General features: G+C 60.1%; 15 protein-coding genes. 6 read left to right on the top strand and 9 right to left on the bottom strand.

All coding sequences use genetic code 11. The features are described from left to right. Positions 1-70: 70 nt before the first annotated feature. Together iadA and ACTG20_RS10165 are read right to left on the bottom strand one after the other, a co-directional pair. Positions 71-1,201 (bottom strand): beta-aspartyl-peptidase, encoded by a 1,131-nt coding sequence (gene iadA, locus ACTG20_RS10170; protein WP_194494541.1) that lies wholly within the window; start codon positions 1,199-1,201, stop codon positions 71-73. A 66-nt stretch (positions 1,202-1,267) separates the two neighbouring features. Further along, positions 1,268-2,047, bottom strand: a complete 780-nt coding sequence (locus tag ACTG20_RS10165) for an ABC transporter substrate-binding protein (RefSeq protein ID WP_026034932.1) — start codon at positions 2,045-2,047, stop codon at positions 1,268-1,270. Positions 2,048-2,437: 390 nt separating this feature from the next. Here ACTG20_RS10165 and ACTG20_RS10160 point away from each other — a divergent pair, with 390 nt between their 5' ends. After that, complete coding sequence (locus ACTG20_RS10160) at positions 2,438-3,058, top strand: ACP phosphodiesterase (RefSeq protein WP_194494540.1); 621 nt, start codon at positions 2,438-2,440, stop codon at positions 3,056-3,058. 43 nt (positions 3,059-3,101) lie between these two features. On the opposite strand, the gene ACTG20_RS10155 is transcribed toward ACTG20_RS10160, so the two are convergent. Together ACTG20_RS10155 and arsC are read right to left on the bottom strand one after the other, a co-directional pair. Further along, on the bottom strand, positions 3,102-3,485 hold the full coding sequence (locus ACTG20_RS10155) for a DUF2069 domain-containing protein (RefSeq protein WP_194494539.1): 384 nt from the start codon (positions 3,483-3,485) through the stop codon (positions 3,102-3,104). After that, positions 3,482-3,832 carry an arsenate reductase (glutaredoxin) gene (arsC, locus tag ACTG20_RS10150; RefSeq protein WP_167573058.1) on the bottom strand — a complete coding sequence of 117 codons (351 nt, stop codon included), beginning with the start codon at positions 3,830-3,832 and terminating at the stop codon, positions 3,482-3,484. Before arsC ends, ACTG20_RS10155 begins: the two co-directional genes overlap by 4 nt. Positions 3,833-3,892: 60 nt before the next feature. On the opposite strand from arsC, the gene ACTG20_RS10145 reads away from it, so the two are divergent. Continuing rightward, positions 3,893-4,375, top strand: a complete 483-nt coding sequence (locus ACTG20_RS10145) for a TlpA family protein disulfide reductase (RefSeq protein ID WP_194494538.1) — start codon at positions 3,893-3,895, stop codon at positions 4,373-4,375. Between the two features lie 90 nt (positions 4,376-4,465). Here ACTG20_RS10145 and ACTG20_RS10140 read toward each other — a convergent pair whose 3' ends face one another. Continuing rightward, entirely contained in the window at positions 4,466-5,920 is a 1,455-nt protein-coding gene (locus ACTG20_RS10140) for a beta-barrel assembly-enhancing protease (RefSeq protein ID WP_005333848.1), read from the bottom strand. Positions 5,921-6,041: 121 nt separating this feature from the next. On the opposite strand from ACTG20_RS10140, the gene ACTG20_RS10135 reads away from it, so the two are divergent. From ACTG20_RS10135 to ACTG20_RS10125, 3 genes are read left to right on the top strand one after another with little or no spacing between them, the layout of a single operon-like run. Next, positions 6,042-6,275, top strand: a complete 234-nt coding sequence (locus ACTG20_RS10135; protein ID WP_005361432.1) for a sulfurtransferase TusA family protein — start codon at positions 6,042-6,044, stop codon at positions 6,273-6,275. 25 nt (positions 6,276-6,300) lie between these two features. Then, on the top strand, positions 6,301-7,371 hold the full coding sequence (locus ACTG20_RS10130) for an AI-2E family transporter (protein ID WP_005352935.1): 1,071 nt from the start codon (positions 6,301-6,303) through the stop codon (positions 7,369-7,371). Positions 7,372-7,406: 35 nt separating this feature from the next. Beyond that, positions 7,407-8,213 (top strand): MipA/OmpV family protein, encoded by an 807-nt coding sequence (locus ACTG20_RS10125; protein ID WP_194494537.1) that lies wholly within the window; start codon positions 7,407-7,409, stop codon positions 8,211-8,213. Positions 8,214-8,324: 111 nt separating this feature from the next. On the opposite strand, the gene ACTG20_RS10120 is transcribed toward ACTG20_RS10125, so the two are convergent. Further along, positions 8,325-9,125 (bottom strand): alpha/beta fold hydrolase, encoded by an 801-nt coding sequence (locus tag ACTG20_RS10120; protein WP_194494536.1) that lies wholly within the window; start codon positions 9,123-9,125, stop codon positions 8,325-8,327. Positions 9,126-9,253: 128 nt separating this feature from the next. Between ACTG20_RS10120 and ppk2 the strand changes: the two genes are divergently transcribed. Further along, positions 9,254-10,069: a polyphosphate kinase 2 gene (gene ppk2 / locus ACTG20_RS10115; protein ID WP_005361444.1), complete on the top strand. Its 816-nt coding sequence runs from the start codon at positions 9,254-9,256 to the stop codon at positions 10,067-10,069. A gap of 112 nt (positions 10,070-10,181) precedes the next feature. Here ppk2 and ACTG20_RS10110 read toward each other — a convergent pair whose 3' ends face one another. The 3 genes from ACTG20_RS10110 to malF all read right to left on the bottom strand — a co-directional run bounded on the left by ACTG20_RS10110 (position 10,182) and on the right by malF (position 13,942). Beyond that, positions 10,182-11,318, bottom strand: a complete 1,137-nt coding sequence (locus ACTG20_RS10110) for an ABC transporter ATP-binding protein (RefSeq protein WP_005333867.1) — start codon at positions 11,316-11,318, stop codon at positions 10,182-10,184. 68 nt (positions 11,319-11,386) lie between these two features. Beyond that, the gene (malG, locus tag ACTG20_RS10105) at positions 11,387-12,277 is read right to left on the bottom strand and encodes a maltose ABC transporter permease MalG (protein WP_041209357.1); all 891 of its coding nucleotides are present in this window, start codon (positions 12,275-12,277) and stop codon (positions 11,387-11,389) included. Between the two features lie 12 nt (positions 12,278-12,289). Then, positions 12,290-13,942, bottom strand: a complete 1,653-nt coding sequence (malF, locus tag ACTG20_RS10100; RefSeq protein WP_194494535.1) for a maltose ABC transporter permease MalF — start codon at positions 13,940-13,942, stop codon at positions 12,290-12,292. Positions 13,943-13,981: the final 39 nt, after the last annotated feature.

The raw sequence follows: 13,981 nt of genomic DNA, 5'->3' as shown, positions 1-13,981 counted from the left end.
ACCTTGTTGTCGGGCTTTTGCTGTTTGGAACAACCACGCTCTCGCACTGGCTGCGATATTGCCCGCAGCCTTATTCGCGCCACAAGCCGCCACTCATCACCCGTTCGATAGCAAACGTCCGGTCGTGCACCAGCAGCAGATCCGCATCCTGCCCGACCCCGATACGCCCTTTGCTGCCAAGCCCCAGCGCCTGCGCCGGATTGCTCGTCACCACGGCCAATGCCCTCTCCAGCGAGACACCGAGCCGGGTCGCGCGCGCGCACTGCTGCCACAGGCTGGCAATCTGGCCGCAGCGCATCTCGATTAGCCGCCCTTCGCCATCAAAGCGCGGCAGGCTGGCGTTGGCATCCGAGCTGAAGGTGATGCGCTCGGCAGACACGTTGGCGGCCAGCAGCTCGAGGAGTGCATCGGCGGCAAGCCGCTCGCCATCTTCCAGCAGATCGGGAAAGCTCGAGGTGGTGAGGTCGACCCAACCTCCCGCCTTGCCCCACTCGATGGCCTCGGCAAAGAGCCAGGGGTTGCGGTTGCAGTGGGTGGGATAGAGCTGGCGCAGCGGAATGTCAGTCTCATCGCGCAGGGCCCGCAGGGGCGCCAATGCCCCCTTGCCATCCCCGACATGGAAGAAGCTGACCCCGCTCTTGCCCGCAAGCAGCCCGGCCACCCGCGCCTCGCTGGCAAGCCTGGCCAGCTCATCGTGGGTCGGCGCACTGGATCTGTGGTCGCTGATGGCCACCTCCCCCACCCCCAATACCTCGGGGATCAGGATGATGTCCGACTCCACCGTGCCGGTCAGGGTCTTGACCGGCAGATGGTAGGAGCCGGTATACATAAAGGCGCTCACCCCGGCGGCGCGAAACTCGCGCACCTTGCCGAGCACCTGCGCGGGAGTGCGGGTCAGGCTGTCGGTGCCAAGCGCCGCCACCAGGGTAGTGACACCTGCCTTGAGCGCCTCGCCCGCAGCCAGTTCCGGGGTGCGAAAAGCAAAGCCCCCCTCCCCGCCGCCGCCGGTGATATGGGCCAGCGGATCCACCAGCCCGGGTACCAGATAGCGGCCACGACCATCGACCCGATGCAGCGGCCAGTTTGTGGGCACCGTCAACCCCTTGCCCATCCAGGCGATACGACCATCAGCCACCAGCAGATCCTGCTGGCCAAGGTGGGAGGGGCTGAAGATCTCGGCTCCCTCGATCAGGGTCAACATGGCGATCCTCCTTGCACGATTGTCGCTTGCCCAATGAAAAGAGAGGGAGCAAGCTCCCTCCCCCCGTCAACCACCATATATATCGTACTTGAAGTACTTCTGGTTGATCTGCTGATAGGTGCCGTTGGCACGCAGGGCCTTGATCGCCTCGTCCAGCTTGCCCTTGAGCTCCTTATCGCTCTTGCGCACGGCGATCCCCATACCATCACCAAACCACTGGCGATCGGTCAGGGCGGGCCCCACATAGTCGAACTTGTCGCCCCCCTCTTTGCCAAGCAGTCCCTGCTCAATGGCAGAGGCATCTGCCAGCAGGGCCAGCACCCGACCCGCTTTCAGATCGAGATAGGCCTCATCGGCATTGCCGTAGCGGACTATGGTGACATTCGAGCCAAAATTGTCGGTCAGGTACTTGTCGTGGGTGGTGGCACGCTGCACCCCGATGCGCTTGCCCGCCATGCCTTCCGGGGTCAGCGTCAGCTCGGTCCCCTTGGCCGCCACAAAGCGATTGGGAATATGGGCATATTTCTCGGTGAAATCGACCTTCTGGCGCCGCTCGTCGGTGATCGACATGGCGGCGATGATGGCGTCGTATTTGCGCGACAGCAGGGCCGGGATCATGCCGTCCCAATCTTGCGCCACCAACTCGCACTTGACCGCCATCTGCTGACACAGGGCGTTGGCGAGATCAATATCAAACCCCTTGATCTCGCCCGACGCATCGGTCCAGGAGAAGGGCGGGTAGGCCCCCTCCACCCCGAAGCGCACGGTTTTCCACTCCTTGGCCATGGCGGGGGTGGCCAGCAAGCTGGCAACAAACAGGGCTGAGAGGGTCAGTCTGATCTTCATCTTGAGTACTCCATTACATAAGAAGCGCACAGGCGCGGACAAGGCACCGCAGGCGAATGCATGCGATGACCAAAAGCGGCAAAATCTGGATGAGTGAGATCACGCCCGAGCGGGCGTCAGTGAACTGCTCCAGGGGTTCGATCTATTCGTCGAACCACTCGGAGAGATAGAAAGGCTTGAAGTAGAAGGCCAGAAAAAAGCCTCTGGCTTTGCGCATCATGGTGGTTTGTCGCGTCCTGTGACAAAGATGGCAATCACCTTAACACGCCCCAAATTTGCTCGGCAAGAGGCAGCCGCCGGGCAGTAGCAAAATCCCGATCATGGTCAAGGCGGGCGGGATCCGTTAGGCTCGAAGCACCTTGCCATCCCATAACAGACCCACAGCGACCGATGAATTTTCTGGCCCATCTCCATCTGGCTGCCCACACCCGAAGCTCCCTCACCGGCAATCTGCTCGGCGATTTCGTCAAAGGCACGCTGCCCACGGGGCTTGCCGCCCACTTCGATGAGGGGATCTGGCTGCACCGCAAAATTGACGCCTTCACCGACGGCCACCCCGAGCACAAGGCGGCCGTCGCCTGTTTCGAGGCCCCCTGGCGCCGCTTTGGCGGCATAGTGGTGGATATGATCTACGACCACTGGCTGAGTCAGCACTGGGAGCTGTTCAATACCGAGCCACTGCCCCGCTTCCTGCAACGCAGTTATGACCAGCTATTGGCGGATCACCCACGCCTGCCGGATGGACTGCCACTCCCCCTCAAGCGGATGGCCGAGCAGAACTGGATCGCCTCCTACCGCCACAGGGAGGGGCTGGGGCAAGCGCTAAATGGCATAGGTCGCCGACTGCGCCGCCCGGTACAACTGGGAGAGGCGCTGTTGACCCTCGATGAGTCGCAGTGGCAAACATGCGAGGCGGGATTTCTGCGCTTCTATCCCCAGCTGATGGACTTTAGCCAGCAGCAGCTGGCCCAATATCTGGCAGCCCAAGGGCACACTGATCCCTCTGGATAGAGCTGCGTTCCCATAAAAAACGCCCCTTGCGGGGCATTTGTCATCAGTTGGCTTCGTCTTTCTTTTTGCGAATGCTTAAGCCCAGCTCCCGACCACGCAGTCGGGCGTAATAGATGGTGCCGACAAAAGCGAGAGTGGTGAAGACCAGCTCCACCACCGCCAGCCACCGCTCCCCCTCATCCGTGGTGATCAGGGTGAGGGCGTGGAGGAAATAGGGCATCAACACGAAGTTGCCCCAGGCGTGGGTGTAGGGGTTGCCCTGCACTATCCCCTTGAGAGGGAAGATCAGCGGCACCGTCCAGATCACCGGCAGCAGCCAAGGGTTGAGGTCCGGATGGGGCGACAGCCACAGATGCCAGAGGATGACCCAGCCCAGCAGGCCGAAGAAGCCGACCAGAGTCAGCCAACGTGCGAAGCGGGTGCTCACTTGAGGATCTCCAGCACCTGCTCCGGCGGGCGACCAATACGGGCCTGACCATTCTTGATGACGATGGGGCGCTCGATCAGCTTGGGATGCTGGTGCATGGCGCGGATGAGGCCATCACCGCTGACATCGGCCAATCCCAGCTCCTTGTAGAGATCCTCCTTGGTGCGCATCAGCTGGCGGGGATCGTTAAAACCAAGCAGAGAGAGCAGGTTGCGGATCTCATCTTCGCTCGGGGCCTGCTCCAGATAGAGCACCACATCAGGGGCGATCCCGTGCTGTTCCAGCAGGGCCAGGGTTTCGCGACTCTTGGAGCAGCGCGGATTGTGGTAGATTTGGGTCTCGCTCATGGTAACTCCCTGATTAATCGCAAGATGGGACTAGAAACGGCGCTATTGTAGGGGAAAGTGATGGTCAGGGTAAGCGGCAGTGGAAAGGAATTGAAACGAATTTGTTGGCTGATTGTGGCGGGCCTGCTGGGCGCCTGCACACCCGCCCCCGAATTTACCGATGCAACAGGGCAGTCGGTCAGCCTGCGCCACTTTGCCGGCAAGCCGCTGCTGGTCAACTACTTCGCCCCCTGGTGCGCTCCCTGCCTGCGGGAGATGCCGCGCCTCAACGGGCTGGCGGCAGAATGCCAGATCACAGTGGTGGCCATCAACTACGACCCGACCACGCCAGCAGAGCTGGACAAGCTGGCTGCGCAGTATCACATCAAGGTGCCGCTCCTTATTGCCAATGAAGATGCCAGGCTCCCCTTCCCTCGTCCAAGCGGCCTGCCCACCAGCTATCTGCTCGATAGCGAGGGCAAGCTGAAGCAGACGCTGGTCGGCGAGCTCGACCAGCAGCAGATCGAGATGCTCAAGGCGACCACCAGCAGCATGAGTCACTAGCCCATCGCTGCTATCACCGTCCCCCACATCAACGCCACCGCCATAAACAACAAGGGCGCACCATAGTGCGCCCTTGTTTGATAGGTTTCGTTAGCCCTTGAGGCTGTCGAGATCCTTCTTGGCCCGCTCCAGCTCGGTGATGCGCGCCTCCAGACGAGCCAGGGTCATCCGATCGCTGGTGGTACCGCGTGCCACGATCAGCTCGTCGATGGCCGCCTGATAATCCCCGCGCAGTGCGAGCATCTCGGCCCGCGCCATATGCAGCTCGGTCATTCTACCCGCCTTGCGATAGGCATCGGCCAGCAGGTTCCAGGCCAGATTGTTCTCCTCATGGGCACGGGCATAGGGGTCGAGGATGGCGATGGACTTCTTGTAGTTGCCGCTCTCGAGGTAGGCGTTGCCGAGGTTGACCACCACCACTTCGTTATCCGGCATCCGGCTGCGGAACTTCTCGAGGCGCGCGATGGCCTGGGCACTGCGCCCCTTGGCCAGATCGATGTCGGTCTGGGCATCGACGATAAAGAGATCTTCCGGATGACGGGCCGCCAGCTCCTGCATCAGAGTATCAGCCTCGTCGGTGCGCTTGAGCTGGATCAGCGCCAGCGCCTTGCCATAGATGGCGGCATCCTTGAGCGGGTAATCCCCCTTCTGGATCCGGCTATCGAAGTAGCTCAGCAGCCCCTGCGGGGTATCGGTACCAAAACGCACCTGAATCCGCACCTTGGCCAGCCAGAAGTCGAGACTGGGCGGCAAGTCGCGGCGACCATAGCTGCCCGCCCGAGCGCGGGCCTCGCTGATCCGGGTCTCCGGCAGCGGGTGAGTGAGCAGCATCTCCGGCGGCTTGCTGGCGTAACGATATTCGGCAGCCAGTTTCTGGAAGAAGTTGGCCATCCCCATGGGATCGAAACCGGCATCATAGAGCGTCTTCATGCCGATGCGATCCGCTTCGTATTCGTTGTCGCGGGTGTAGTTGATGGCCGACTGCATGGAGAGGCCCAGCGTAGTCTGCAACGCAGCGATACCGGCAGTCGGGTTGATCACCGCCAGCGCGATGGAGCCCACCAGACCGGCCAGGGTCACCGCCGAGCTGCTCGCCTGCGCTTCCATATAACGGGCGATATGGCGCTGGGTCACGTGGGTGATTTCGTGGGCCAGTACCGAGGCCAGCTCGCTCTCGCTGTCGGCGTAGAGGAAGAGGCCGGTGTGCACCTTGACTCGCCCGCCGAGGAAGGCGGCCGCGTTGATGCTGGGATCATTGATGAGGAAGAAGGTAAACGGGAAACGCACCCCATCGGCGTTGGTCAGCAGTCGCTGACCCAGATCGTCAATGTATTGGCTCAGCACTGGATCATCGATGATCGGCAGACCCGCACGGGCAAAGCGCATAAAAGCGTTGCCGTAACGCACTTCCTGCTCGATGGGCAGGGCAGCAACCCCGGCCGTGCCGATGTCGGGAAGCTGATTGTTGGCCTCGGCATGAAACGTGGCGCCCATCAGGGAAGCCAGCAGGGGAAGCGATGCCATCAGGGGGGAAAAACGTGCCACGTTATCTCTATCTCCATCAGAAAGGGCCTCGGCAGAATACCCTTGCCCATCAAGGGCTACAAGCGTTGTTTCACGCTCTTATCACGGCCATAATAGCGGCCACCTGCCTGATGGAGCCCCCATGGAAATTCTCGACCTGACCCCCTGGCGTTGCCCCGAGCCGCTGATCCGGCTCAAGCTCTGGTTAAGGGGGGCCAAAAGCGGTCAAACCGTCACCATCCGGCTGGCCGATGCGGGCTCCCGGCAGGATATTCCGGCCTATCTGCACCGTCAGGGCCACCATGTCGAGATGCAGCAACAACCGGACAATACCCTCTCTTTGCAGTTGGTTGTCGGGGCGAAACAGCCATCTTGAGCCCCAGTGATGTAAGGATGCAGTCATGTTAGAAGTATTGAAGCGCTGGTATCAGACCCGTTTTTCCGATCCCGATGCCGTTACCCTTTTCCTGTTGCTGGTGTTCTGCTTCACCATCATCTGGCTGTTTGGCGATCTGCTGGCCCCCCTGCTGGTGGCGCTGGTAATGGCCTATCTGCTGGAGTGGCCGGTCGCCCGGCTGCAAAAAGCGGGGCTGTCGCGCACCCTGGCCACCAGCGTCATTCTGATCCTCTTTATTGCGGTAGCAGTCGCCTCCTTGCTGGGTCTTATCCCGACGCTGGTCAGTCAGGGGATCAATCTGGCCAAAGAGGCGCCGGCCATGCTGACCCACGCTCAGGATTATGTGCGCACCCTGCCGGACAAATACCCCGAGCTCATCGACGTCAGTCTGGTGGAGACCGTCATCGACAATATTCGCCAGCGCATCCTCAGTGGCGGCGAGCATCTGGTAAGCGCCTCCCTCAGTTCGCTGGTCAACGTGGTTGCCATCATGATCTACCTCATTCTGGTGCCGCTGATGGTCTTCTTTATGCTCAAAGACAAGCGGGTACTGATGGGCAGCCTGCGCCGCTTCCTGCCGCGCAACCGCACCCTGGTCAACCGGGTGTGGGTCGAGATGAACAACCAGATCATCAACTACATCCGCGGCAAGGTGATCGAGATCCTTATCGTCGGCATCGCCACCTATGTTCCCTTCGCCCTGATGGGACTGCGCTACTCGGTGCTGCTGGCTGTCGCGGTCGGCTTCTCGGTGCTGATCCCCTATATCGGCGCCGCCGTGGTGACCGTGCCGGTAGCCATGGTCGCCCTGTTCCAGTGGGGGCTCACTCCCGAGTTCGCCTGGCTGATGGTGGCCTATCTGGTCATTCAGGCCCTCGATGGCAACCTGCTGGTGCCGGTGCTCTTCTCGGAAGCGGTCAACCTCCATCCGGTGGCCATCATCATCGCCGTGCTGGTCTTCGGCGGCTTGTGGGGATTCTGGGGAGTCTTCTTCGCCATTCCCCTCGCCACCCTGGTCAAGGCGGTGATCAATGCCTGGCCAAAACGCGAAGAGATGCCCAGTGCCGCAAAATAACCTGCTTCCCCTGCAATCGTGACAACGGAGTGTCCATGACCTTTTTTCGTCAAATCAGAGCGGCAGGGCTGACGGCCCTGCTCCTCGCTGCCGTCATGCCCGTCCGCGCCGATATCGATCTTGGCGCCATGGATCTGCTCACCAGCGACAGCCCAACCAGTCCGGTGCCACAAGGCTTTGTCGCCGGTGCGGCGCTCATCGGGGGACAAGCCCGCTATGAAGCACAAGATAACAGCCTCTACGCCATCCCCGGCTTTATCTACTTCGGCGACCAGTTCATGTTTCTGGGAGATCGGGCCCGCTACTACTTCCACAAGGATGATAACGTGGCCCTCTACGGCTATGGCCGGGTCCGTTTTGGCAATCTGGATCCCGAGGACTCTCCGGCCTTTACTGGCATGGAGCAGCGAAAATGGCAGCTGGAAGGCGGGATCGGTGGCAACATCATCACCCCCTACGCCCTGCTGACCGTGCGGGCCAACAGCGATGTCACCGGCCGCAGCAAGGGGCAGGAGCTGCTGCTGTGGGCCGACTTCCCCATCCTGCGTGACAACCTGCTGATCATGCCGGGGATGGGGCTGATGCTGCGCAGCGACAAGATGGCCAACTACTACTTCGGCGGCATCTCCGAGAGCGAGGCAACCGCCCAGCGGCCTGCTTGGGATACCGGCACCACCCTATCCCCGATGGCGGCCCTCATCACCAGCTACCGCTTCAGCCCCAACTGGATTGGCATGTTTGCCATGAACTACGAATGGTATGATCGGGACATCAAAAACAGCCCCATCATCCAGCACGATGGCGAGCTCTATGCGGGTTTTGCGCTGGGCTATATCTGGTAACGGTTATGAGTCTTGAACCGTGAGACACGACCAAACAAAAGGGAGCCCTCGGCTCCCTTTTTCACGACCATCAGGCTGGTAGTACAGCCTGCTCAAGCTGCCAATTCAGGCTTACAGCGTCGCCAGAAAATCGGCCAGCTGCTGATTAACGAAGGCCGGATTTTCCAGCGACGAGATGTGGCCAGCCATCGGGATCTCCCTGAACGGGCAACCCAGCACCTCGGCCATCAGATAGCCCTCCAGCACCGGACGGGCCTTGTCTTCGCAGCCGGTCATCACCAGTGCGGGAGTGGTGATCTCCTCCAGCCACTCGATACGATCTTCGCGGGTCACAAAGCTGCGGCCCACCGCCACCATGGCGGCAATCTTCTCGTTTGGCCAAGCGGCCAGACGCGCCTTGAAACCACTCATCAGCGCCTCATCAGGCTGATTGGCAAAAAATAGCGGCGCCACCTGTTCGATGATGGGCGCCGGCACGGTGCCGAGCTGCTCGATCATCGCCAGCATGCCGAGGTAGCGCTCGCAGGTGATCTGCGGTTCCAGGCCGACAAAACTATCCATCAGCACCAGACCCTTAAGGCGGTTTGGCACCATGCGCGCCAGCTCAACACCCCACATGCCACCGATGGAGAGGCCCACCAACACGAACTCCTCAATGCCGAGGGCATCGAGCAGCGCCAGGTGATCCCGCGCCAGAGTCGCCAGGGTGCAGCCACCTTCGGGGAGCAGGTCGGAATCGCCGTGGCCCCACAGCTCGGGAACGATGCAGCGATAGCTGCCCTTGAGCGCCTCGATTTGCGGCGCCCACATGGCGCTGTCCCACAGATAACTGTGACCAAACAGCAGTACCGGTCCTTGCCCTTCATCCAGATAGGCCATCCGGCGGCCCGCTATCTCCATAAAATGCTTCATGTTATCTCCTGTTGCCAGCGATGGGCGGGCAGTGTATCACGTCCCCCTTGGCAGGTGACGCCTCCCTGGTGCAAGCTGGCAGTGACTCAAAGAAGTCACCCATGAAAGGATGCCAAAAGGAGAAGCCCATGGCGAAGGAGAAGAGCAAGAAGCGGCCACGTCTGGACAAGAAGTGCTACGAGCACCACCTTGCCCATCTGCAGGAGGAGCTGGTCAAGCTGCAGGAGTGGGTCAAGCAGGAGGGACTGAAGGTAGTGGTGCTGTTCGAGGGACGGGACGCCGCCGGTAAAGGGGGCGTCATCAAGGCGATCACCGAGCCGCTAAACCCCCGGGTCTGCCGGGTCACAGCGCTGCCCGCCCCCTCCGATCGGGAGCGCTCCCAGTGGTACTTTCAGCGTTATGTGGCCCACCTGCCCGCCGCTGGTGAGATGGTGTTGTTTGACCGCTCCTGGTACAACCGGGCTGGGGTTGAGCGGGTGATGGGATTTTGCAGCGACGCCGAGTATCGCGAATTTCTGCGCGCCTGCCCCGAGTTTGAACGGATGCTGATCCGCTCCGGCATCACCTTGATCAAATACTGGTTCTCGGTCAGCGATGAGGAGCAGGAGAAGCGCTTCAAGGAGCGGATAAATACGCCCATCAAGCGCTGGAAGTTCAGCCCGATGGATTTGCAGTCCCGCTCGCGCTGGGTGGAGTACTCCCGCGCCAAGGATGACATGTTCACCTACACCGACACCGAGGATTGCCCCTGGTTCGTAGTGGAGGCAGATGACAAACGCCGTGCCCGGCTCAACTGCATCGCCCATCTGCTGAGCAAGGTGCCCTACGAGGCGATCCACTACGAGCCTATCAAGCTCCCCCCCATCAAGACCGAAGGGTATGAGCGCCCGCCGCTGGCCAGCCAGACCTTTGTGCCCGATATTACCGCCGAACTCGAGGCTTGAACCGGGTTACCTTGCCTATCTGCATGTTCAAATCGCAGGCAATAAAAAGCCGGTCTGACGACCGGCAAAAAGGCATTGATTATTAAGAAAGGAAAACCAGCACAACAAAAAATCAGGTACGGATATATTTGGCGGTACGGGGGAACGCCTGCTCCTTGGCATCGAACAGGTAGCAGGCTTCGGCCGGGATACCCACACTGTAGGTTTGACCAGTCGCCACATCCACATCCGAGGTGGCCTTGACGGTAAAGTCGTGACCATCCACATCCATATAAACGAAGGACTCGGCGCCCAGGTGCTCGGCCACCTGCACGATCCCGCTCACCTTGCTGTGCGCATGGGGGTGATCCAGCGGCATCAGGTGCTCGGGGCGAATACCCAGCTCCACCTTGTCACCCACAGCGCCACTGCGGGCATCGACCCGAGCCCGCACGGTATCGCCAGAGGTCAACTTGACCAGGCACTCCTGCTCGCCAATCTCCAGCAACTCGCCCGCCAGGAAGTTCATCTTGGGAGAGCCGATAAAGCCCGCCACGAACTTGTTGTCCGGGTTGTGGTAGAGATCCAGCGGTGAACCGAACTGTTCCAGGTTGGTGGCCGCTTCGGCCTTGAGCGGGCTCAGCACCACAATCTTGTCGGCCAGGGTCATCGCTTCCACCTGATCGTGGGTCACGTAGATGATGGTGGAGTTGAGCTCCTTGTGCAGCTTGGCGATCTCGATCCGCATCTTGACCCGCAGCGCGGCATCCAGGTTGGACAAGGGTTCGTCAAACAGGAACACCTGCGGCTGCTGCACGATGGAGCGACCGATGGCGACACGCTGACGCTGACCACCGGAGAGCGCCTTGGGCTTTCTGTCCAGCAGCGGCTCAAGACCCAGGATCTCGGCGGCGCGCATCACCCGCTTGTGGATGTTCTCCTTGTCCATTTTCTTGAGCTTCAGACCAAAGGCCATGTTCTCGTAGATGTTCATGTGCGGATAAAGGGCGTAGGACTGGAACACCATGCCGACGTTGCGCTCTACCGGCGGCACGTCGTTCATGTAGCGACCGCCGATGGTCAGCTCACCGCTGGTGATGTCTTCCAGACCCGCGATCATCCGCAGCAGGGTGGATTTACCGCAGCCTGACGGGCCGACGAAGACGATGAATTCGCCCTCCTTGATGGAGAGGTTGATGTTGCGCAGGGTGTCCTTGTGAACAGCCGGATCGTAATTTTTGCGAACGTTGTTGAGTACTACTTCAGCCATGACGAGCTCCGCTCTTGAATCTTTGCAAATCGTGATAGCGGGGGGAGTCAGCTCCCCCGGCCATAAACTTAACCTTTCACACCGCCAGCGGTCAGACCGCCAACCAGCCAGCGCTGTGCCAGCAGGAACACCACTGTGATGGGGAAGCCGGAAAGCACAGCGGCTGCGGCAAAGTCACCCCACAGGTAGTTCTGCGGATAGAGATACTGCTGGGCTCCGACCGCCAGGGTCAGATTGTTCACATCCTGCAGCAGGATGGAGGCCATGGGCACCTCGGTAATGGAACCGATAAAGGCCAGAATGAACACCACCGCCAGAATGGGCACCGACAGGGGCAACAGGATCAGGCGGAATGCCTGCCACGGAGTCGCACCGTCGATGGCCGCAGCCTCCTCCAGAGAGGAGTCGATGGTCTCGAAGTAGCCCTTGATGGTCCAGACGTGCAGGGCGATACCGCCCATGTAGGCGAGGATCAGGCCACCGTGGGTGTTGAGACCCAGCCAGGGGATGTAGTCACCAATCTTGTTAAAGAGCGCGTAGATGGCCACCAGTGCCAGCACAGCCGGGAACATCTGGAAAATCAGCATGCCCTGCAGGATGGTGGACTTGCCACGAAAACGCAGACGGGCAAAAGCGTAGGCACAGGTGGTGGAGAGCGTCACGATCATCAGGGCAGTGATGCCGGCGATCTTGATGGAGTTCCACAACCAGGTCAGCACCGGGAACGGCGGCGGCGTGATGCTGCCGTCGGCGTTGGTGATGGAGATGCCCAGCGCCAGTTTCCAGTGATCCAGGGTCGGATTGGAGGGGATGATCTCCCCTACCGCGAAGTTACCGTTACGGAACGAGATGGCGATAACCATGATCAACGGGAAGATGATCAACGCCAGGAAGCCCCACATGACCAGGTGGGTTGCCCACACCCGGTATTTGACTGATTTGGGTTGTACGATTGCCATGTTGAAGCCTCCTTACAGCTGCTTGTCGGCTTTGGACAATTTCAGGTTGAGCAGCGCCAGCGCACCTACGATGAGGAAGATAGCTGTGGCGATGGCACTGGCCAGACCGTAGTCCTGACCACCCGATCCCTGGAACGCAATCCGGTAGGTGTAGCTCACCAGCAGGTCGGTAGTACCGGCCGGAGTGCTGGCACCGATGATGTCCGGAGCACCGTTGGTCAACAACTGGATAAGTACGAAGTTGTTGAAGTTGAAGGCGAACGAGGCAATCAACAGCGGGGTCAGCGGCTTCATCAGTAGCGGCACGGTGATCTTGAAGAAGTTCTGCACCGGACCGGCACCGTCCATGGCGGACGCTTCATAGAGATCTTCCGGGATAGCTTTGAGCAGGCCCATGCAGAGGATCATCATGTAGGGGTAGCCGAGCCAGGTGTTGACAATCAGGATCATCACCTTGGCCAGCATGGGGTTGGTATACCAGTCCGGTTTGATGCCAAACGCCGCTTCCAGGAACATGTTGATCTCACCGAAGTTCTGGTTGAACAACCCCTTGAACACCAGGATGGAGATAAACGCCGGGATCGCATAGGGCAGGATCAACATGACCCGATAGAAACCGCGCCCCTTGAGCTCTTCCCACTGCACCAGACAGGCCAGCACCATGCCGATAGCCAGGGTGAAAGCGACGGAGCAGGTTGAGAAGATCACGGTCCAGATGAAGATCTGCAGGAAGGGTGACTGGATACCCGGATCGGTGACGATGCGCGCGAAGTTCTTCCAACCGACGCTCACCACAAAGCCCGGAGCAATACCCTTGCCGACAAACTGACCCTGATCGTCGATGTACTGATAGAAGCCGGTCTCGCCATTGGGCAGCATCAGCTCGCCATTCTGGGTATCACGCAGCAGGTTGCTGTCTTTGATCACCACGCCGGACTTGAGCACGGCACCATCCATCAGACGGGTGTAGTGCTGCTTCTGGGCGGCAAACTTGCGCAGGCTGCTCAGGGTCAGGTGGGTACCGCCATCCGGCAGTACCAGATCAAGGTCACTCAGGTGAGTACGATGCTCAACAATGGCGCGGATCGGTGCGGCCTTGCTGGCCGCTTCGCCAGTGAAGGGCTGCAGCTCGACCACTTGCTGGGTGTTCTGCACACGGCCCTCGCGGGACGCCAGCTCACGGGCCTTGTTGGTCATCAGGGAAACAGGTTGGCTGATAAAGGATTGATCATCCTGTGTCAGCAGCAGCTGGAACTGGCCGTTGTCGCCACCCAGCAGGGTAAAATCGAATTCACCGCCCGCCACCTTGTAGGTTTTCTTCAGGTGGTAGTCCCGCGCCTGCTCCACGGAGAGCAAGTTGGACCCCGAATAGTTGGTGAAGGCAATGCCAATGGTGTAGGCAAGAGGGAAGATGATAAACACAACCATGCCCGCAACACCCGGAAAGATGTAGCGATGGGCATAGGTCTTCTTGTTCATGAAGACATACAGACCGACGGAAACCACCACCAGATCCAGCAGCGCGAATACCCACTCGCCACTGGCGTACATCATCACGGCTGCGTAGCCGTTGAGGATGGCAACCAGGGCCGCTATGGTCCACTTAAGCCAGGTGTGCTTATCCTTCGGACCGGCATAGGACTCAACAGAAGGTACTACTTCCATGCCAATTAACCTTTATAACGCCAAGAGAGATTTGAGAGA

The sequence above is a fragment of the Aeromonas sp. 84A genome (assembly GCF_051919345.1).
Taxonomy (GTDB): domain Bacteria; phylum Pseudomonadota; class Gammaproteobacteria; order Enterobacterales; family Aeromonadaceae; genus Aeromonas; species Aeromonas veronii.
Note: the sequence above shows the minus strand (reverse complement) of the source record. Positions and strands in the feature narration are given on the sequence as shown.

Excerpts from the sequence above, each read along its gene's own strand:
- iadA (WP_194494541.1), bottom strand. The coding sequence starts at position 1,201 with ATGTTGACCCTGATCGAGGGAGCCGAGATCTTCAGCCCCTCCCACCTT.
- ACTG20_RS10165 (WP_026034932.1), bottom strand. The coding sequence starts at position 2,047 with ATGAAGATCAGACTGACCCTCTCAGCCCTGTTTGTTGCCAGCTTGCTG.
- ACTG20_RS10160 (WP_194494540.1), top strand. The coding sequence starts at position 2,438 with ATGAATTTTCTGGCCCATCTCCATCTGGCTGCCCACACCCGAAGCTCC.
- arsC (WP_167573058.1), bottom strand. The coding sequence starts at position 3,832 with ATGAGCGAGACCCAAATCTACCACAATCCGCGCTGCTCCAAGAGTCGC.
- ACTG20_RS10145 (WP_194494538.1), top strand. The coding sequence starts at position 3,893 with ATGGTCAGGGTAAGCGGCAGTGGAAAGGAATTGAAACGAATTTGTTGG.
- ACTG20_RS10135 (WP_005361432.1), top strand. The coding sequence starts at position 6,042 with ATGGAAATTCTCGACCTGACCCCCTGGCGTTGCCCCGAGCCGCTGATC.
- ACTG20_RS10130 (WP_005352935.1), top strand. The coding sequence starts at position 6,301 with ATGTTAGAAGTATTGAAGCGCTGGTATCAGACCCGTTTTTCCGATCCC.
- ACTG20_RS10125 (WP_194494537.1), top strand. The coding sequence starts at position 7,407 with ATGACCTTTTTTCGTCAAATCAGAGCGGCAGGGCTGACGGCCCTGCTC.
- ACTG20_RS10120 (WP_194494536.1), bottom strand. The coding sequence starts at position 9,125 with ATGAAGCATTTTATGGAGATAGCGGGCCGCCGGATGGCCTATCTGGAT.
- ppk2 (WP_005361444.1), top strand. The coding sequence starts at position 9,254 with ATGGCGAAGGAGAAGAGCAAGAAGCGGCCACGTCTGGACAAGAAGTGC.
- ACTG20_RS10110 (WP_005333867.1), bottom strand. The coding sequence starts at position 11,318 with ATGGCTGAAGTAGTACTCAACAACGTTCGCAAAAATTACGATCCGGCT.
- malG (WP_041209357.1), bottom strand. The coding sequence starts at position 12,277 with ATGGCAATCGTACAACCCAAATCAGTCAAATACCGGGTGTGGGCAACC.
- malF (WP_194494535.1), bottom strand. The coding sequence starts at position 13,942 with ATGGAAGTAGTACCTTCTGTTGAGTCCTATGCCGGTCCGAAGGATAAG.